Genomic DNA, 16,680 nt, shown 5'->3' on the forward strand with positions numbered 1-16,680 from the left:
TCGCAGGCAAGGGTATGGCGGCCCCGCGCTCGCCCCACCGGCAGCCGCGCCTGCTGCAGCGCACGTTACCCTCGGATGGGAGAAGAACCAAAAAAGTTCTGGCGTCAAGTCCTTCGTGTAAATCACGCAGGACTTGAAACCGTATATGGGACAGTAGGTTAGCTCTTTTTCAGGCCACTTCGCAGAAATGTTGCCTCGACGGCTAGGAGCCACATAGGAGCATCGGGAGGGAAAGCCGCATCGCACTGTGTCGTGCTGGATTGCCGAGGAACGGCGAGCTTTTCGCGTCATCATAGCCCAAGAGGCGTAGCGGTATCCAGAATGAAGAACGCGCAGCCTCAGGCTGCGCGTTCGATGGATGGGCCGGTATGCGACGCCATCATGTCGGCTTCGATGGCGCGCTCCGGGTTGCCGTGCCTTTCCTAAACCCCCGATCCCCCGCCATGAACGCCTCCAGCATGTGCGGGATCAACTTCTCTGCATCGACTGCTTCGCCATATGCCTGCGCGTGCAGCGAGGCGTAGCGGTCGAGGTCGGCTTTCAGGCTGGCCGGGCAGGCAAAGGTCAGCTTGACGTTCTCGGTCTTCGGCAGCGGCCCGAGCCGCAGCTTCTTGGTCGCGCTCATTGCGAAGCTCCCCGATTGAAGAACAGAGGCTGGTAGGGCCGCAGCACCAGATCCCGGTTGACGATGATCCGCATCGGCAGGCCCGGCCGCTCGGTCAATGTCGGCTGGATGTTCATGTTGCGCCGGGTGATCTCTTGGCCGACCTGATTGATGCTGTCCTGGGCGCTGTCGCGCCCGGCGATGACGATGCGATTGCCGTCCTGGCGGTTCTCCGGCGCGGCCAGCTCGGCTCCGACGCCCAGCAGCGTCGTCAGCACCGCGCCCGCGACGATGCGCTTCCAGTGCCAGTCCACGTCGTCTTCCAGGCCGGCGTAGCCGGCCGGGTCGGTGCCCACGAGGTTGTCGAGCGTCAGCGAGGACGTGTCGGGCAGGATGATCCGGTTCCACACTACCTGCACGCGGCTCTGGCCGTAGCTGACCTGGCTGTTGTATTTGCCCAAGATGCGCGATCCCTGCGGGATCAGCAGGAACTTGCCCGTGGCCGTGTCATAGACCGGCTCCGTCACCGTGGCGATCACGTCGCCCGGCAAGTCCGACTTGATGCCTGTCACCAGCGCGCCCGCGATCACGGTTCCGGCCATCACTTGGTAGGGCGACGCCGGCAGCGCCAGATTGCCGGAATTGCGTGCTTCCGTAGAGCCGGCTTTCAGGAACGCTTCCTTCTGGTCTTGCCGGTTCTGCGCGGCGGTCGGGTCGGCAGGCTGGGCCGCAGTCGAGGCCGGCCCAGCGGCGAGCGGATCGAAGGCCGCCAGCGTGCTTGCGCCACCAGGCGCACCCGGCGCCGCCTGCGCCACCGTGGCGGCGGCTTGGCCTTGGCCCCCCGAACGGAAGAACACCGACGAAGCTGCCGCTGCATCGGCCTCATTGCGCAAGGCATCCTCGGGATCGTGGCTCGGCGGCGCATACCCTGGCGTCACCGGCTGCTGCGAGTTCACGATGGCCGGGCCAAGATCGCCCGGCAGCGGTGGCCCCAGCTCGGGCAACTTCGGCGGCAGCTTCGAGTAGTCGGCCGGCAGGCCGTCCAGCCCTTCGGACTTCGAGACGCGATCGACGTTGTAAAGCTCGGTCTGCTCGCTGGCCCCGCGCCGCTGCGGCTGCAATGACCAGATCGTTGCGCCGAGCACGGCGACCGACAGGCTGCCGACGAGGATGGCCAGCGTGCGCCGGTTCAGGCGCGTGACCGGGCGCGGCTGGGCGCGTAGCGCCACCGCCTCGGGCGCTACCTTGTCCGCGTGCGGCGCGGCAAGGTCGGGAGCGTCGTCTTGGCTCATGGTCAGTTCCTCCGCGCAACGCCGTCCGTGCGCTCGATTCGCACCACGTCGCCCTTGTCGCCGCCCAGGCGCAGTTCGGCCGCGCCGAACAGCCGATCCACGATGTAGTACGGCGAGCGGAAGCGGTAGTTCACCAGTTGCCCGTCGCCCTGCGCGCCGATGACAAACAGCGGCGGCAGCTCGCCTTGCGCGATGCCCGCCGGAAACTGGATATAGACCTTCTCGCCGTCATCGAACGCGCGCAGCGGCTTCCAAGGCGGATTGCTGCCGCTGATCGCGTAGCGGAAGCGCAGGTTCTCCAGCGCCAGCCCGGTATCGACCGGCGCGGCGGCGCTGGCCGCCTGCGCCTGGCGCTGCAAAGCCAGCATCCGGTCGCGCGGGTACTCCCAGGAAATGGAGGCCATCCATGTCTTTTCCGTCGAGGACAGCTCCAGCAGGTACGTCCTGCGATTGGTAGTGATGACGAGATTGGTCTTGAGACCCGAGCGGATCGGCTTGACCAGCACGTTCACGCGCAGATCGGTGCCGCTGCCGCTGGATGTGTCGCCCACGATCCAGCGCACGGTATCGCCGGCGGCCACCGTCATCAGTTCCTCACCCGGCTGGAGCGAAACCACGGTCACGCGGCCCACGGCCGCATAGACCTGATAGAGCGCGCCATCCGTGAAGGGCCAGACTTGAATCGCGTTGACGTAGCCCTCGCGCGTGGGCGCGACGCGGGCCTCGGCATTGGCACGCGAAACGCGCACCTTCTCGTCTGCCGGCTCCGGCACAGGCTTGGCGTCCTCCGCTTCGGGAAAGGGCTTCAACTGCGCCGGCATCGGCAACACCTCGGGCACGGCCACCACCTCCACCGGCGCGGGCGGCTCTGGCAGCGGCTGGGCCTGCACCGGCTCATCGAGCGAGATGGTCGGCGGCGGCTTGCCCTGCGTGGCGCAGCCCGCCAAGGCAAGCAGGATCACCGGCAAAGCGGATTTACGGAAAAGTGCATTCATGGTCTGGCTCCTTCGGAAGAATCCAACTCGCGGCTCCACGACAAGCCGTTGACGTAGATGCCCAGGGGGTTCTTGCGCAGGCGTTCTTCGGTGCGCGGCGGCTGGAGCACGATGGACACCACGGCCGTCCACCGCTCCAGGCCCGCCGCGGCGCCGTTGACGTAGCGGCGTTCCGTCCAGCGTACGTTGAAAGACGTGTCGCTAGCGCGCACGACGCTGGTGATCTGCACCGTCACCGACTCCTTGCCGATGCGCGCGAACGGGTCGTTGACCCGCGCGTAGTCGTTGAGCACGGCCGCGCCCTTGTCGGTCGTGTAGTCGTAGGCGTCGAGCCAGTTCTGGCGGACGACGATGGGGTCGATGGACAGCGAGCGCACCAGCGTCACGAAGCGCGCGATGTGGTGCGCCGTCTGTGCATCGTTGGGCCGGTACGGCGTGGCGGCTTCGCCCACGGCGCGCACCTGGCCCGCGTTGTCCACCTCCACCACGTAGGGCGTCACGATGGACTGTGCCGAGCGCCACACCAGGCCACCCGCCATCAACAGTGCGAGCGTGAGGCACCCGAAGGCCATCAGCCGCCAGTTCTTCGCCTGCACGCGCGGCGTGCCGATACGGTCGTCCCACACCTGGCCGGCAGCTTGGTACGGCGTCGCAGGCTGCGGCGTGTCGGCATAGCGCACCTGCGGTTTCTTGAATCGCATGGTCAATCTCCTTATGAATCGGAATCGCGCAGGCTTGGGCCTTGCCCGGAGCCGCCACCATCGCCACCGCGCAGCGCGTGGGCGGTGGTGGTCGCGGCATGGGTGAGCTGCTGGCGGCGATGCAGTCGCTTGGCCCAAGCGGGTTGTGCATTGGCTGCGCCGGAAGCGGCTTCGCCTGCGGCGGCCTGGCTGGATGCTCCGGCTCCCCCGGCCGCGCCTGCATCGGCCGCTTGGCCGTTCCAGCCAGCGCGGAACGGGGCGGCCATGCGCTGTCCGGCAGCGGAAGCACGGGAGGCAGCCGCGCGTCCAGCGGACTGTGCGCCGGTCTTGGCGACGTTGCCCAGGCCAGCCATCGCACCCTTCGCGCCACCGCCTGCGGCGGCGGAACCAGCTTGGAACGCCGAGCGTGCGCTGCCGGCCGTCGAGGCGGCAGCACGCGCACCGCTGCCGGCGAGCTTGGCGGCGGCAGGCGCCATGCGCGCACCGGCCATGACGGCGCCGCCTACGCCCGTCGCAGCGGCGCCAATGGCGACGGCCGTGCCGGCAGCGCCGACAGCAGCACCGGCCATTGCGCCCGCGCCGAGTTGCGGCGCACCGGACACGAGGCCCGTGGCGATGCCGGGGCCGAAGATCCCCAGCGCCAGCAGCGTGAGTGAGGCCAGCATGATGACAAGCGCGTGGTCGATGGACGGCTCGGCGGGATGGACTTGGAACTGAGCGAACAAGCCCGAGCCGATACCGACGATCACGGCCAGCACCAGCACCTTGATTCCGGCGGACACGACGTTGCCCAGCACTTTTTCGGCGAGGAACGCGGTCTTGTTCCAGAGCGCGAACGGCACCAGCACGAACCCGGCGAGCGTGGTCAGCTTGAACTCGATCAGCGTGATGAAAAGCTGGATCGCCAGCACGAAGAAGCACAGCACAACGACCAGCCAAGCGAGGAACATCACCGCGATGGCATCGAGATTGACGAACACCTCGGGGAGGCCGGCCATTTCGCCGACTTGCTCCAGAATCGGCGCCCCTGCGTCGATGCCGGTTTTCGCCAGCCGGCCCGGCTGCAAGAAGTTCTCCATCGTGATCGCCGAGCCGGTGGCCGTCAGGCCCAGCCCGGCGAAAGAGCGGAACACAATGCCGGCGAGCCAGTTGAAGTTGCCGATGATGTAAGCGAAGGCACCGACGTAGAGCACCTTGCGCAGCAGCTTGGCGATCACGTCCTCGCCCTGGCCGGTGGCGTGGCTCATGGCCCAATACAGCCCGGCGATGGTCATGTCGATGACGATCAGCGTGGCCGTGAGGAAGGCCACTTCGCCCTGCAACAGCCCGAAGCCCGAGTCGATGTAGGCGGCGAACGTGGCAAGGAACTGGTCGATGATGGTCACGTCATTCATGGCGTGTTCTCTGGTTCGGCGGGCGATGTCGGCGCCTCGCCATCGGCCAGTTCATCGAAGCTCGGTGGGATCGGCGGCAGGTCGGCCAACGTCCGGTATTCATCCGGCCCGGCCTCGCCGGAAAAGAAGCGCCGCCGGAAGGCTTCGGCGGCGGCGCGGCAAGCGTCCTCGCCCGTGGCCTGCCGGTCGGTTGCGCATTGCGCGCGCAATGCCTTGAGCCGCACGGGATCGGTGGCCAAGGCATCGGCAAGGTTGTCGGCCGGCTGCTCGCTGCAAGCGACCAGCAGCGCCACAAGCAGCGAAACCGACAGGGCGAGGACGCATCGCATGGCGGCCTCCCGTCAGTTGCCGTAGAAGTTCACGGACTGCGGCGTGTACGGTGTGCCGTCGCCCAAGAAACGCCGCCGCACCTCGCGGGCGCGCTCTGTGGCCGCCGCCTGCCGCGCCAGCTCCAGCGCAGTCGCCCGGTCTTGCGTGATCTGGAGCCGCTGCGACTGGATCGACTGCTTGGCCTGCAAGGCCAGCAGTTGGTTCATGGCCTGCGTTGCCTGCAACGCGCCTTCGGCCGACTGGCTCTTGCTCACGAGGTCTGCCAGTACGCTTTCGTCTTCGCCCAGGTTCTGCGACACCTGGGCCTGCATCTGCATCGTGGTCTGCAAGCCGTTGAGCGTGTTCCGCCAACGCTCCTGTGCGTCGCGGTACATCTGGTCGCCGCTGACCGTGGCGGCGTACTGCTCGGGATACAGGCGCGCGAACTCCCGATCCAGATTCGTCACGTCGTAGGCCAAGCCCCTGGCCTGGGCGATCAGCCGCTCGGTCGTCGCCAGATTGGCGCGCAACTGGTTCACCACACTGGACGGCAGGCTGGCGAGGTTGCGCGCCTGGTTCATCAGCATCTGCGCTTCGTTCTGGAGCTGCTGGATCTGGTTGTTGATCTGCTCCAGCGTGCGGATCGCGGTCAGCGTGTTCTGCACGAGGTTCGTGGGATCGACCACGACCCATTGCGCATGGGCGGTGGCGGTGCAAAGCATGGCCGCGACAGCGGCGGCGATTAGGCGCTTCTTCATGACATGTTCTCCAGGGGTTGGTCAGCGAGGGAACCCGGCGCAAGGCCGGGGAACGAGGGCAGCAGGTCGGCCGCCCAATCGAGGCCGCGATGGCGCAGCCAGGCGCCCGCGAAGCCGGGTACGCCGGCATCCAGCAGCACGCGATCCATGTCGCGCTGGTCTTGCGGTGTGGAAGCGCCGGCGAAGGCCAGCGTCGCCGGCCCCAGGTCGAGGTCGAACAGGCGGTTTCCGAGACGGGATTGGTAGTAGTAGTCGCGCTTGGGCTGCGCGGTGGCGACGATTTCGATCTGCCGCCTGTTGAGGCCGAAGCCCTCGTAGATCGTGCGAATCTGCGGCTCGGTCGCCTGCGGGTTGGCGAGGAAAATGCGGCTCGCGCAGCTCTCGATGATCGCGGGCGCGATGCTCGAATCCTTGATGTCCGCGAGCGACTGCGTGGAGAAGATGACGCTGACGTTCTTTTTCCTGAGCGTCTTGAGCCATTGCCGGATACGCGCGGCAAACACCGGGTCATCGAGGAACAGCCACGCTTCATCGAGGATCAGCAGCGTGGGCGCACCGTCAAATCGTTCATCGAAGCGCGCAAAGAGGTAATGCAGCACGGCCATGACGGCGGCCTTGCTGTGCATCAGCTCCTCCATCTCGAAGCACTGCACGTCGGCCATGCCCAGCCGGTCATGGTCGGCGTCCAGCAGCTTGCCGTGGGCACCGCCGAGCACATAGGGCGACAGCGCCTGCCGCAGTGTGTTCGATTGCAGCAGCACGGAAAGCCCCGTCATCGTGCGCTGCTCCAACGGCGCACCGGCGAGGCTTCCCAGCGCCGACCAGATAGCCGCTTTCTCGTCGGGGCCGACCGCCACGCCTTCATGCAGCAAGCGGCCTTCGATCCATTCGGCCGCCCAGGTGCGGGAGCCCTCGCGGTCGATGCGTGCCAAGGGCTGGAAGGCAATTTCGCCATCCGTCCCGAGGTCGTAGTGCTCGCCGCCCAGCCCGAGAACCGTGGCGCGCATCGAGCGGCCCATGTCGAACGCGAAGATGCGCGAGCCGCGATAGCGGCGGAACTGCATTGCCAGCGTGGCGAGCAGGACCGACTTGCCCATGCCGGTCGGCCCGGCGACTACCGTGTGGCCCACGTCGCCGATGTGCGTCACCAGCCGGAACGGCGTGGCGCCATCGGTGCGTGTGACGATCAGCGGCGGGCCGTCGAGGTGGTCGTTGTTTTCCGGCCCGGCCCATACCGCCGACAGGGGCATCATGTGCGCCAGGTTCAACGTCGAGACGATGGGCTGCCGCACGTTGGCGTAGGCATTGCCTGGAATGGACGACAGCCACGCATCCACGGCGTTGAGCGTTTCGGGGATGGTCACGAAGCCCCGGCCCTGGATGACACGCTCGACCATGCGCAGCTTCTCGTCCGCCACGGCGGCGTCCGTGTCCATGACGGTGACGGTCGCCGTCAGGTAGCCGAAGGCAACTTGGTCGCTGCCCAACTCCTGCAAGGCAGCGTCGGCGTCGGCCGCCTTGTTGTTGGCGTCGGTATCCACCAGCGGGCTTTCCTGCTGGAAGATCGTTTCGCGCAGCAGCGCGATGACGTTCTTCCTTTTCGCAAACCACTGGCGGCGCAGGCGCCCCAACTCTCGTTCCGCCTCGGCTTTGTCGAGGCAGAGAAAGCGCGTGCTCCAGCGGTAGGCAAAGCCGAGGCGGTTGAGGTCGTCCAGAATCCCCGGCCAGGTCGAGGTCGGGAAGCCCCGCACCGACACCACGCGCAGGTGCTGGTCGCCCAGCATGGGCGCCAGGCCACCGACCAGCGCGGAGTCGGTCAGCAGCGCGTCGATGTGGAATGGCACTTCGGGCACGCCGACGCGGTAGCGCCGCGTCGAGATAGTGGCGTGCAGGTAGGTCAGCGTCTGGCTGTCATCGAGCCAAGCAATTTCTGGCATCACGCCGTCGAGAAGGTCGAAGACGCGATCGGTTTCCGCGACGAAGGCTTGCAGCCGCTCGCGCCAGTCCACGCCATTCGTCGGCGTGTTCTCGTAGAGCATCTTGGCTGCACGTGCGCGGGATTCCTCCGGCGGCAGGTACACCAGCGTCAGGTGGTAGCCACTCTCGAAGTCGTTGCCCGATTCCTCGAAGGTGGCGCGGCGTTCCTCGTCCACCAGCCACGACAGCGGCTCGGGAAACTCCGAGTGCGGATAGTCGGCGGCGGCGCGGCGCTCGGCCTCGATGAACAGAGCCCAGCCCGAACCCAGCCGGCGCAGCGCGTTGTTCAGACGCGCCGACGTGGCGATCAGCTCGCCTTGCGTGGCGCTGTCGAGATCAGGCCCACGAAACCGGGCCGTGCGCTGGAAACTGCCGTCCTTGTTCAAGACGATGCCAGGCGCGACCAACCCGGTCCAGGGCAGCCAGTCGGCGAGCAGCGCCGGGCGCTGGCGGTATTCGGCGAGGTTCAGCATCGCGGCGTCCCCTCACACGTCCAGCAGCGGGCGATGCTTGATGTGTCGCGCAAAGACCTGCATGAACTGCGGATCGACGCGCGCTCCCCACACCGCCAGCGAATGGCCGACGATCCAGAGCACGGCACCGGGAATCCAGAGTTGCAGGCCCAGCCCCACAGCGGCAGCCAGCGTGCCGTTGGCAATCGCCACGGTGCGCGGCGCACCGCCCAGCAAGATCGGCTCGGTGAGCGAGCGGTGCAAAGGCACCTCGAACCCGGCCGCGAAGGTATCCGGGGCGCTCATACGACAGCCCCGCCGGAGAAGCTGAAGAACGACAGGAAGAAGCTCGAAGCCGCGAATGCGATGGTCAGACCGAACACGATCTGGATCAGCTTGCGGAAGCCGCCCGACGTGTCGCCGAAGGCGAGCGCGAGGCCGGTGGCGATGATGATGATGACCGCGACGATGCGCGCCACCGGCCCCTGGATGGATTCAAGGATGGATTGCAGCGGGCCTTCCCACGGCATCGAGGAACCGGCGGCCTGCGCGGTTCCGGCCAGGAACAGCAGCAGCGCGGCCAGCAGCAGCCCTTGCGCCGCAGGGCGGGCCAGACTGCGCAACCGCGCGAAGCCGGACAGCTCGGCCAGGTGGGAAGGCGGATTTACGGAAACACGGAAAGCATGGGCGTGTGTCATGGCAGTTCTCCAAGAGAGTCAGGGGACAGGGATGTCGCCGCAGCAGGTGCGGCATTGGGGATCGGCAGCAGCTCGGGGAACGGCGTTTCCAGGGCATCCGCCAGTTGGTAGCCCACGCCGTCGAAGCCGACGACGCGGGCAATGCTCTCGATGCGGCGCTTGCGCCCGCGCCCGGCGATGTGGATCACCACGTTGACCGCCTCGGCGATCAGCGCACGCGGCGGGTTCACCGCCACTTCGAGAATCAGTTGCTCCAGGCGCAGCAGCGCGCCGAGCGCGGAGCCGGCATGGATCGTGGCGATGCCGCCGGGGTGGCCCGTGCCCCACACCTTGATGAGATCCAGTGCCTCGGCGCCGCGCACCTCGCCGACGACGACACGATCCGGGCGCAGGCGCATGGACGAACGCACCAGCTCCGTCATGGACACCACGCCTGCGCGCGTGCGCAGCGGTACGTGGTCGCGAGCCGCGCATTGCAGCTCCACCGTGTCTTCGAGCACCAGCACGCGGTCGCCCGTGGCGGCGATCTCCGCGAGCAAGGCATTGGCGAGCGTGGTCTTGCCGCTGCTGGTGGCGCCGGCGATCAAGACGTTCTGCCGCTCGCGCACCGCGCGAACGAGAAAGCCCGCCTGGGCGCTGGTCATCATGCCGTCGACGACGTATCGCTCCAGCGGGATCACGCCGATGGCGCGCTTGCGCAACGCGAAGGCCGGCCCCGGTGAGGCGGGCGGCAAGATGCCCTCGAAGCGTTCGCCCGTTTCGGGCAACTCGGCCGACAGCAGTGGTTGGCCGCGATGCACCTCCGCGCCGACGTGGGCGGCCACGAGGCGGATGATTCGCTCGCCGTCCGCTTCGGACAGCTCCACGCCCATCGGCGCGCGGCCCGACGACAGCCGATCTACCCAAAGGGTGCGATCGGGGTTGAGCATGATTTCCACCACGTCCGGGTCTTCGAGCGCGGTGGCGATCAGCGGCCCCATCGCTGTGCGCAGCATCTGGATGCGACGGTCGAGCGACGTGGCGCTCATGAACTGCGGAGCGGCGCTCATGACGCACGCTCCTGCGCTTGCACGGCTGCCGCCGCGTCCTCCATCCGCATCGGATCGGGGTGCAGTTCTTCCACCACGTCGCGCACCAGGCTGCGCCCGCGCAGCAGGTGGCGGCCCAACTGCTCAACGAATTGCTCGAAGCGCGCTTTGCCCTGGGCGCGAACGGCGTCTTGGTGCGCCTCGGGAACAGGCGTGCTCACGGTCAGGTAGTAGCGAATGAACAGCGCCAGCGTCTCGATCTGGATGTTCTGGTCGCGCTCCAGGCGCTCGGTCTGACGCGACAGGCGATCCAGCCGCTTGGCGATGGCCGCCTCGCGCTGGTCTGCTGCGTCCGGCGACAGCCAGGACGCCAAGGCAGCGGCGACAATGGACGACTTGGACACGCCTTTCTTGGCGGCCAGCTCGTCCAGGCGCTTGGCGTGCTCCGGCTGGATGAACAGGTTGAGGCGGTAGTGGCTCATAGCTCGATTCCGTCGTTGGGGTCGAGAGAAGCCAGCCGCGCCGTGCGCTGCATGGCTGGGTCAAGCTGGCGAGGAAGGGGAAGCGGCAGGTCGTCGTCGTCATCGAGCAGCGCGAGGTCGGCCGCAGGCGCGGCCAGCTCGGGGGCATAGGCAACGGCTTCGGAGAGTTCGGGCTGACGGCGCGGGCCTCCGTCGTCGGCAGAGGCAGCGAAGCCCTCGGCGGTATCGGCCGCAGGCGCGACGGGCACGGCGGGAATTGCCAGGCCGCTCCAGTCGTCAGGCCGCGATGGCGGCGCATCTGCGTACTGCCCGTCCGCCAGTGCAGGCGGTGGCAACACGCGGCACTTGAAATTGCTGTCCGCGTAGTAGCGCAGCTTCTTCGCCTTGATCGGCGCCACGCTGGACACCATCACCACGGCTTCGTCAGGCGGAAGCTGCATCACCTCGCCCGGCGTCAGCAGCGGGCGAGCCGTCTCCTGACGCGACACCATGAGGTGCCCCAGCCACGGCGCGAGCCTGTGGCCGGCATAGTTGCGCTGCGCGCGCAGCTCGGTCGCGGTGCCCAGCGTCTCGGAAATACGCTTGGCCGTGCGTTCGTCGTTCGTCGCAAACGTCACGCGCACATGACAGTTGTCCAGAATCGAATGGTTCTGGCCGTAGGCTTTGTCGATCTGGTTGAGCGACTGCGCAATGAGAAAGCTGCGGATGCCGTAGCCCGCCATGAAGGCCAAGGCCGTCTCGAAGAAGTCCAGGCGCCCCAGCGCCGGGAACTCATCGAGCATCAGTAGCAGCTTGTGGCGGCGCTCGATGCCGTCGGAGCCATCGAGCGATTCGGTGAGGCGCCGTCCAATCTGGTTGAGGATCAGGCGGATGAGCGGCTTCGTGCGCGATATGTCCGAAGGCGGCACCACCAGGTACAGCGACACCGGATGCTCTGCCGCAATCAGGTCGGCGATGCGCCAGTCGCAGCGCGAGGTGACTTCGGCCACCGTGGGGTCGCGGTACAGGCCGAGGAACGACATGGCGGTGCTCAACACACCGGAACGCTCGTTGTCCGACTTGTTGAGCACTTCGCGCGCAGCGGACGCCACCACCGGATGCGGGCCATCGCCGAGGTGCGGCGTGGTCATCATCCGGTGCAAGGTCAGCTCGAAGGGGCTGGCCGGATCGGACAGGAAATTGGCGACGCCGCGCAGCGTCTTGTCCTCGCCCGCGTAGAGCACATGCAGGATGGCCCCGACCAGCAGCGCGTGCGAGGTCTTCTCCCAATGGTTGCGCTTCTCCAGCGCGCCTTCGGGATCGACCAGAATGTCCGCGATGTTCTGCACGTCGCGCACTTCATGCGCGCCGCGTCGAACCTCCAGCAGTGGGTTGTAGGCGGCCGACTTCGCATCGGTCGGGTTGAACAGCAGGCAATGCGAGAAGCGCGAGCGCCACCCTGCGGTGATCTGCCAGTTCTCGCCCTTGATGTCGTGGATGACGGCGGACGCGGGCCAGCTCAAGAGCGTAGGAACGACAAGACCCACGCCTTTGCCCGAGCGCGTGGGCGCGAAGGTCAGGATATGCTCTGGCCCTTCGTGGCGCAGGTACTGGCGATCATGCTGGCCGAGGAATACGCCGGTCGGTTGCGTGAGGCCCGCTTTGCGAATGTCCTCCGCGTTGGCCCAGCGGGCCGAGCCGTAGGTCGTGACCAGGCGCGATTGCCGCGAGCGCCAGATCGACATGCCAATCGCCACCAGCACGGCGACAAGACCGCTGCCGCCCGCGATGGCGCCGCCGGTGTCGAACACGCGCGGCGCGTAGGCGTCGAAGAAGAACCACCACTCGAACAGCCGCCACGGGTGATAGACCGGCGTGCCGAAGAAATCAAACCAGGGCGAGCCAAGGCGTAGTTGGTAGCCAAGGGCTGCTGCTGTCCATTGCGTGGCGCCCCACACTCCGGTGATCACGATGCCGAATACCACGGCGATCTGACCGAACAGCACGTTCGTCCCTTGCATGACCTGGCCTCCGATTTCTCCTGCGCTTTTTCCTCATGGAAAGCGCGGCACAAGGACGTGCCGCAAGCGTCAGGATCGGTGCCGGGTCAGTGCCGGTCAAAGACCGTTTTAAGCAGAAAAGTCGCTGAAAAAGAAAGAATGAGCGCGGTGGCGCGCCAAAGAAAAACGCCGCAAGCGCAGGCGCATTGCGGCGTGTCGAGCAGAAAAATAAAGGCGATGCGGCTATCTGCCAACAATCAGAACTTTGGAGACTCTTTCGGCGGTGTGTAGGGGGTTTCGCCGTCACCGTAAAACCGTTTGCGCGTGGCTTCGGCAACCCGGTTGCACAATACATCACCCAGCTTGGCGCGGTCGGTCTTGCATTGCTGGCGCAGCTCCTTGAGCCGTTCGGGGTTGGCTGCAAGCGCCTCCACCGTCGGGATGTTTGCCTTCGAATCGGCGGCTTTCTGCGGTGCCTCGGATTGGCCGCAAGCGGTCAGAGCGGTCACTAGCACGAACGGAACGATCTTCTTCATGGCATCAAATCCTCCGGGGGATCGGGGTTGCGGCCGCGCATGGGCCTGGGGGCTTCCGGCAATTCGATGGCTTGTACGCGCTCAATGAACCGTGCCAGTTCGTCGGACGTTTCACCGTCGAGACGAAGTAAGTAGGTCGTCAGCGGCGGCACTCGCGACGCCAGCGGCCGGGCCACAATACCTGGCTCACGGCTGGCGGCGATGTGTGCAGCGCCCGCCAGCCCGAGCGCGAAGCCAGCCGATACCAGCGCCATCATCAGATCGCACGTGGCAACCCGTTCCGCGATCAGTGGTTCCATGTCAGCACGGCGCAGCACTCGTTCAACGTGCCTGGCATGGCCCTCACACACCTGCGGATCGCACAAAACCAGCGGATAGCGCAGCAACTCGTGCAAGGGGATGCGCTTGTGGACCAGCAGCGGATGCCGGGCGGGCACCGCCACCATGAGCGCGTCACTCCAAGCGGGCAAGGCGACGATTCCATCGCCTACTTCATCGGATTGGGCAAATCCCACGTCGTACAGATCATCATGCAGCCCTTTGATCTGCTGCGATAGCGGCACTTCGAAGAAGCGGATTTCAACTTCAGGCTCTTCCTGGCGACACAACGCCAGCAAGGCCGGTAAGCGCGACGGCGTAATGCCATCCGACAAGGCCACGCGCAATTGTCCATGAAAGCCATTCGCCGCCGCTTTCACGCTATCGCGCGCTTGTTCCAATGCAGCGAATACGCGGCGCACGTGTTCCAAGAACAATGCTCCGGCATGGGTCAGCCGCGTGCTGCGCGTGGTGCGGGCAAACAGTACGACGCCGAGTTCTTCTTCCAGTTCCTTGATGGCTCGGGACAGTGGTGATTGTTCAATATGCAGCTTCTCCGCTGCACGAGCAAAACGGAGTTCTTCAGCTACGGCTAAAAAGTATCGAAGGTGACGAAGCTCCATAGTGATTCATGTCCCCGTTTCGCACAGAGAGGCCGAGTCAATTTTTCTCTTGACTATTACCTGCTCCTGCCTTGAAATCCTTTATGAATTGATATAGCTGCGGCAGGAATGAAGAGAAAAGCGGATTGCCTTTGTTTGCCAGGATCGCCCCGCCGAATAACTTCAAGCCAACTCCAAAAGCAGCCGCCTCCTCTTGGCTACCAAAGTCGCCTCTACTGCGAAGCCATGTCACGACGGAAATGATGTCGTCATGATTTCCTACCTCAAACTGTAGCGGCCTGCGATCGCTGGGAACGCCGCGCGAATCAGTTAATTGCTCCAGAGTCACGCGATAGCGGTTTTGTCTCATTTGTATGGTTCCTCACATTGGACTAGTGACGCTACTGACCAATGTGGATCTTCGGCGTCACGGACATACCGACGCGCAAATTCGCGGCATCAGGTTGGTCAGGGTCGATGTGGATGCGCACAGGTAGGCGTTGCACGATCTTGGTGAAGTTGCCCGTAGCGTTGTGCGGCGCGACGGCCGAATAGCTGACGCCACTGGCTGGCCCCAGGCTCTCCACGGTTCCCTTCAGTACGGCACCCGGCAAGGCGTCCACCTTGATGTCCACCGATTGCCCTGGCTGTACGCGCGCCAACTGGGTTTCGCGGAAGTTGGCTGTGATGTAGACCGCATCGAGAGGGATCACCGCCAGCAACGGCTTGCCAGCATTCACGAATGCGCCGACGCGCACCGACTTCTGGCCGATCACGCCGCTGATGGGCGCCGTGATTCGGGTATAGGAAAGCTTCAACTCCGCAGCGGCCTGGGCGGCCTGCGCTTGAGAAAGCGCAGCCTTGGCCTTCTCAAAATCAGCTCTTAGGATGTCCGTCTGCTGTCGCGCCGCTTGCAGGCCCGCGCGGTTCTTGTCCCGACTGGCCAGCCGAATGGCCAACTGCGCTTCGGCCTGTTGCTGCGCCTGGATCGAACCTGATCCGTCGGAGGCGAGGTTCCGATAGCGCTTTTGGTTGGCTTCTGCCAATTTGAGTTCTGCGTCGTCCACCGCGACGGTCGCCTGAGCCTGGCGGATCGCGGTTTCCTGCTGCGCCACGCGCGCGGCAAGTCCCTCGACACTGGCCTGGGCAGCGGCGACCTGTGCCTTTGCCGCATCCACCGCGACGATGAAATCCCGGTCGTCGATGGCGGCGAGCAGATCGCCAGCCTTCACGGGCTGGTTTTCTTCGACCAGTACCTTACCGATCATGCCAGAAACCTGCGGCGCGACGAGGGTGAAATCGGCCTGGACGTAGGCATCGTCCGTGGATTGCGTCGATGCGCTGGACTCGGGACGATTCAGATAAATGACACAGCCCGCTGCCACTGCGAGCAATAGCAGGGCACTGGTGATCTTGGCTTTCTTCGGCATGGCCATGGTGGAACTATCCTTGGGACGACGGTGTGGATTGAGGAGCGGGCGCCTGCAAGTCGGGGGCGGGAATGTAGGTCAGCCGCAGTACGAAGGGGACCATCAACAGCGCCAGAACGCCCAGCACGCGATAGGCGTCCGCGACCGACAGCACTAGCGCCTGCTGACCGATGATTCCCATCAGTTGAGCGGGCTCCGGGGCAAGCGGAACGGAGTTGCCGACCAATGCGGCGTGGTCCAGCAGCATTTCCGCGTGGAACCGCTGTCTCACAGTCACGAGTTGCCCAACCACCGCGCCACCGAATACCGACCCAAGGGCGCGCAGCGTGTTGATGTTTCCTGACACATACGGGCCTTCGCTGGGATGCACGACACTGGTACACAGAAACAGCAGCGAGACGACAGCCATAGGCTGTCCAAAGGCTTGCAGCGTCTGCGCGATCACGAACTGGTCGCGATTCCAGTCAGAAGTGAGTTGCGCGCCAGAAAAACACGCCAGAGCGATCAGCAGCAGGCCGCCTGCGAAGACGAATCGAGCATCGACCCATTTCCGGTACAAGAACAGCGCCACCACGGAACCCAGGACCAGTTGGGGCAGTGCGACGATCAGTCCGATCGGCGCCATCTGAAGCGGTCGGTAGCTTTGGAGCGGCCCGAGAAAGGTCATCGGCAACATCATGCTAGAGGTCAGCACGACCAGGAGGCAGATGAACAAGGTGAAGCCCAACGCCAAGTTGCGGCGGCTGAGCATTTGCAACTTGATGAACGGCGTCGGGTGATACCACTCCGTCAACAGATAAGCTCCCAGCAGAGTCAGCCCGGCCACCAGCGAGACGACGACGAGGGGTGAGTTGAACCAGTCCAGCCGCACGCCCTGATCCAAGGCGACGGTAATCAGGGCAAATGCCGGCACGCCGAAAGCCAGGCCGGGCCAGTTGGCCTGCGGGAAGCGGTCTGTCTGATCGGGTCTTTCGGCAGGCCCCATCCGATCAACAAGGCGGCAATGGCCGCGATGAGTATGCAGAGCATCGAGTCAATCGCCCGTTTCTGATGGGCTGCCGCAGAAGCGGGCGCGGGAGAGATCGGAAGGGGCTCGGGTACGGAAAGAGTGTGGCATAAATTGTA

The 16,680-nt window shown here is 65.4% G+C and carries 19 protein-coding genes; all 19 read right to left on the reverse strand.

The genetic code is table 11. The features are described from left to right. Positions 1–379: 379 nt before the first annotated feature. Positions 380–625 carry a DUF2274 domain-containing protein gene (locus ACIGII_RS19040; RefSeq protein WP_399640895.1) on the reverse strand — a complete coding sequence of 82 codons (246 nt, stop codon included), beginning with the start codon at positions 623–625 and terminating at the stop codon, positions 380–382. Then, positions 622–1,896: a TrbI/VirB10 family protein gene (locus ACIGII_RS19045; RefSeq protein WP_399640898.1), complete on the reverse strand. Its 1,275-nt coding sequence runs from the start codon at positions 1,894–1,896 to the stop codon at positions 622–624. Before ACIGII_RS19045 ends, ACIGII_RS19040 begins: the two co-directional genes overlap by 4 nt. Positions 1,897–1,898: 2 nt before the next feature. Continuing rightward, complete coding sequence (gene trbG / locus ACIGII_RS19050; protein ID WP_399657630.1) at positions 1,899–2,891, reverse strand: P-type conjugative transfer protein TrbG; 993 nt, start codon at positions 2,889–2,891, stop codon at positions 1,899–1,901. After that, a complete protein-coding gene (trbF, locus tag ACIGII_RS19055; RefSeq protein ID WP_146537825.1) occupies positions 2,888–3,592 on the reverse strand; it encodes a conjugal transfer protein TrbF in 705 nt (234 codons plus the stop codon). Before trbF ends, trbG begins: the two co-directional genes overlap by 4 nt. A gap of 11 nt (positions 3,593–3,603) precedes the next feature. Next, entirely contained in the window at positions 3,604–4,986 is a 1,383-nt protein-coding gene (gene trbL, locus ACIGII_RS19060; protein ID WP_399640903.1) for a P-type conjugative transfer protein TrbL, read from the reverse strand. Continuing rightward, positions 4,983–5,315, reverse strand: coding sequence for a hypothetical protein (locus ACIGII_RS19065; RefSeq protein ID WP_399640905.1), 333 nt, complete (start codon positions 5,313–5,315; stop codon positions 4,983–4,985). The genes trbL and ACIGII_RS19065 overlap by 4 nt, the downstream gene beginning before the upstream one ends. Positions 5,316–5,327: 12 nt before the next feature. After that, a complete protein-coding gene (gene trbJ / locus ACIGII_RS19070; protein ID WP_399640908.1) occupies positions 5,328–6,053 on the reverse strand; it encodes a P-type conjugative transfer protein TrbJ in 726 nt (241 codons plus the stop codon). Next, complete coding sequence (trbE, locus tag ACIGII_RS19075) at positions 6,050–8,503, reverse strand: conjugal transfer protein TrbE (protein ID WP_212632159.1); 2,454 nt, start codon at positions 8,501–8,503, stop codon at positions 6,050–6,052. The genes trbJ and trbE overlap by 4 nt, the downstream gene beginning before the upstream one ends. A gap of 12 nt (positions 8,504–8,515) precedes the next feature. Next, on the reverse strand, positions 8,516–8,788 hold the full coding sequence (locus tag ACIGII_RS19080; RefSeq protein WP_035481271.1) for a VirB3 family type IV secretion system protein: 273 nt from the start codon (positions 8,786–8,788) through the stop codon (positions 8,516–8,518). Beyond that, a complete protein-coding gene (locus ACIGII_RS19085; RefSeq protein ID WP_035481269.1) occupies positions 8,785–9,180 on the reverse strand; it encodes a TrbC/VirB2 family protein in 396 nt (131 codons plus the stop codon). Before ACIGII_RS19085 ends, ACIGII_RS19080 begins: the two co-directional genes overlap by 4 nt. After that, positions 9,177–10,229, reverse strand: coding sequence for a P-type conjugative transfer ATPase TrbB (gene trbB, locus ACIGII_RS19090; RefSeq protein ID WP_399640913.1), 1,053 nt, complete (start codon positions 10,227–10,229; stop codon positions 9,177–9,179). Before trbB ends, ACIGII_RS19085 begins: the two co-directional genes overlap by 4 nt. Then, positions 10,226–10,690: a CopG family transcriptional regulator gene (locus ACIGII_RS19095; protein WP_399640916.1), complete on the reverse strand. Its 465-nt coding sequence runs from the start codon at positions 10,688–10,690 to the stop codon at positions 10,226–10,228. The genes trbB and ACIGII_RS19095 overlap by 4 nt, the downstream gene beginning before the upstream one ends. Further along, entirely contained in the window at positions 10,687–12,690 is a 2,004-nt protein-coding gene (locus ACIGII_RS19100) for a conjugal transfer protein TraG (protein ID WP_399640919.1), read from the reverse strand. Before ACIGII_RS19100 ends, ACIGII_RS19095 begins: the two co-directional genes overlap by 4 nt. An 86-nt stretch (positions 12,691–12,776) precedes the next feature. Beyond that, positions 12,777–12,923, reverse strand: coding sequence for a hypothetical protein (locus ACIGII_RS19105; protein ID WP_197631840.1), 147 nt, complete (start codon positions 12,921–12,923; stop codon positions 12,777–12,779). Positions 12,924–12,926: 3 nt separating this feature from the next. After that, positions 12,927–13,205 (reverse strand): entry exclusion lipoprotein TrbK, encoded by a 279-nt coding sequence (locus tag ACIGII_RS19110; protein WP_100469017.1) that lies wholly within the window; start codon positions 13,203–13,205, stop codon positions 12,927–12,929. Continuing rightward, on the reverse strand, positions 13,202–14,146 hold the full coding sequence (locus ACIGII_RS19115) for a LysR family transcriptional regulator (protein ID WP_399640922.1): 945 nt from the start codon (positions 14,144–14,146) through the stop codon (positions 13,202–13,204). Before ACIGII_RS19115 ends, ACIGII_RS19110 begins: the two co-directional genes overlap by 4 nt. A gap of 37 nt (positions 14,147–14,183) precedes the next feature. Continuing rightward, entirely contained in the window at positions 14,184–14,495 is a 312-nt protein-coding gene (locus ACIGII_RS19120; protein WP_100469011.1) for a DUF3861 domain-containing protein, read from the reverse strand. A gap of 31 nt (positions 14,496–14,526) precedes the next feature. After that, a complete protein-coding gene (locus ACIGII_RS19125) occupies positions 14,527–15,561 on the reverse strand; it encodes an HlyD family secretion protein (RefSeq protein WP_100469008.1) in 1,035 nt (344 codons plus the stop codon). A gap of 7 nt (positions 15,562–15,568) precedes the next feature. After that, the gene (locus tag ACIGII_RS19130) at positions 15,569–16,540 is read right to left on the reverse strand and encodes a hypothetical protein (RefSeq protein WP_399657633.1); all 972 of its coding nucleotides are present in this window, start codon (positions 16,538–16,540) and stop codon (positions 15,569–15,571) included. Positions 16,541–16,680: the final 140 nt, after the last annotated feature.

This window comes from Stenotrophomonas sp. NPDC077420 (genome assembly GCF_044543385.1).
In the GTDB taxonomy this organism is placed as follows: domain Bacteria; phylum Pseudomonadota; class Gammaproteobacteria; order Xanthomonadales; family Xanthomonadaceae; genus Stenotrophomonas.

Bases quoted from the DNA above. Each gene is read 5' to 3' on its own strand.
- ACIGII_RS19085 (WP_035481269.1), bottom strand. From the start codon at position 9,180: ATGACACACGCCCATGCTTTCCGTGTTTCCGTAAATCCGCCTTCCCAC.
- ACIGII_RS19100 (WP_399640919.1), bottom strand. From the start codon at position 12,690: ATGCAAGGGACGAACGTGCTGTTCGGTCAGATCGCCGTGGTATTCGGC.
- trbL (WP_399640903.1), bottom strand. From the start codon at position 4,986: ATGAATGACGTGACCATCATCGACCAGTTCCTTGCCACGTTCGCCGCC.
- ACIGII_RS19120 (WP_100469011.1), bottom strand. From the start codon at position 14,495: ATGAGACAAAACCGCTATCGCGTGACTCTGGAGCAATTAACTGATTCG.
- ACIGII_RS19065 (WP_399640905.1), bottom strand. From the start codon at position 5,315: ATGCGATGCGTCCTCGCCCTGTCGGTTTCGCTGCTTGTGGCGCTGCTG.
- ACIGII_RS19130 (WP_399657633.1), bottom strand. From the start codon at position 16,540: ATGGGGCCTGCCGAAAGACCCGATCAGACAGACCGCTTCCCGCAGGCC.
- trbG (WP_399657630.1), bottom strand. From the start codon at position 2,891: ATGAATGCACTTTTCCGTAAATCCGCTTTGCCGGTGATCCTGCTTGCC.
- trbE (WP_212632159.1), bottom strand. From the start codon at position 8,503: ATGCTGAACCTCGCCGAATACCGCCAGCGCCCGGCGCTGCTCGCCGAC.
- trbB (WP_399640913.1), bottom strand. From the start codon at position 10,229: ATGAGCGCCGCTCCGCAGTTCATGAGCGCCACGTCGCTCGACCGTCGC.
- ACIGII_RS19045 (WP_399640898.1), bottom strand. From the start codon at position 1,896: ATGAGCCAAGACGACGCTCCCGACCTTGCCGCGCCGCACGCGGACAAG.
- ACIGII_RS19125 (WP_100469008.1), bottom strand. From the start codon at position 15,561: ATGGCCATGCCGAAGAAAGCCAAGATCACCAGTGCCCTGCTATTGCTC.
- ACIGII_RS19040 (WP_399640895.1), bottom strand. From the start codon at position 625: ATGAGCGCGACCAAGAAGCTGCGGCTCGGGCCGCTGCCGAAGACCGAG.
- ACIGII_RS19095 (WP_399640916.1), bottom strand. From the start codon at position 10,690: ATGAGCCACTACCGCCTCAACCTGTTCATCCAGCCGGAGCACGCCAAG.
- trbJ (WP_399640908.1), bottom strand. From the start codon at position 6,053: ATGAAGAAGCGCCTAATCGCCGCCGCTGTCGCGGCCATGCTTTGCACC.
- trbF (WP_146537825.1), bottom strand. From the start codon at position 3,592: ATGCGATTCAAGAAACCGCAGGTGCGCTATGCCGACACGCCGCAGCCT.
- ACIGII_RS19115 (WP_399640922.1), bottom strand. From the start codon at position 14,146: ATGGAGCTTCGTCACCTTCGATACTTTTTAGCCGTAGCTGAAGAACTC.
- ACIGII_RS19080 (WP_035481271.1), bottom strand. From the start codon at position 8,788: ATGAGCGCCCCGGATACCTTCGCGGCCGGGTTCGAGGTGCCTTTGCAC.
- ACIGII_RS19110 (WP_100469017.1), bottom strand. From the start codon at position 13,205: ATGAAGAAGATCGTTCCGTTCGTGCTAGTGACCGCTCTGACCGCTTGC.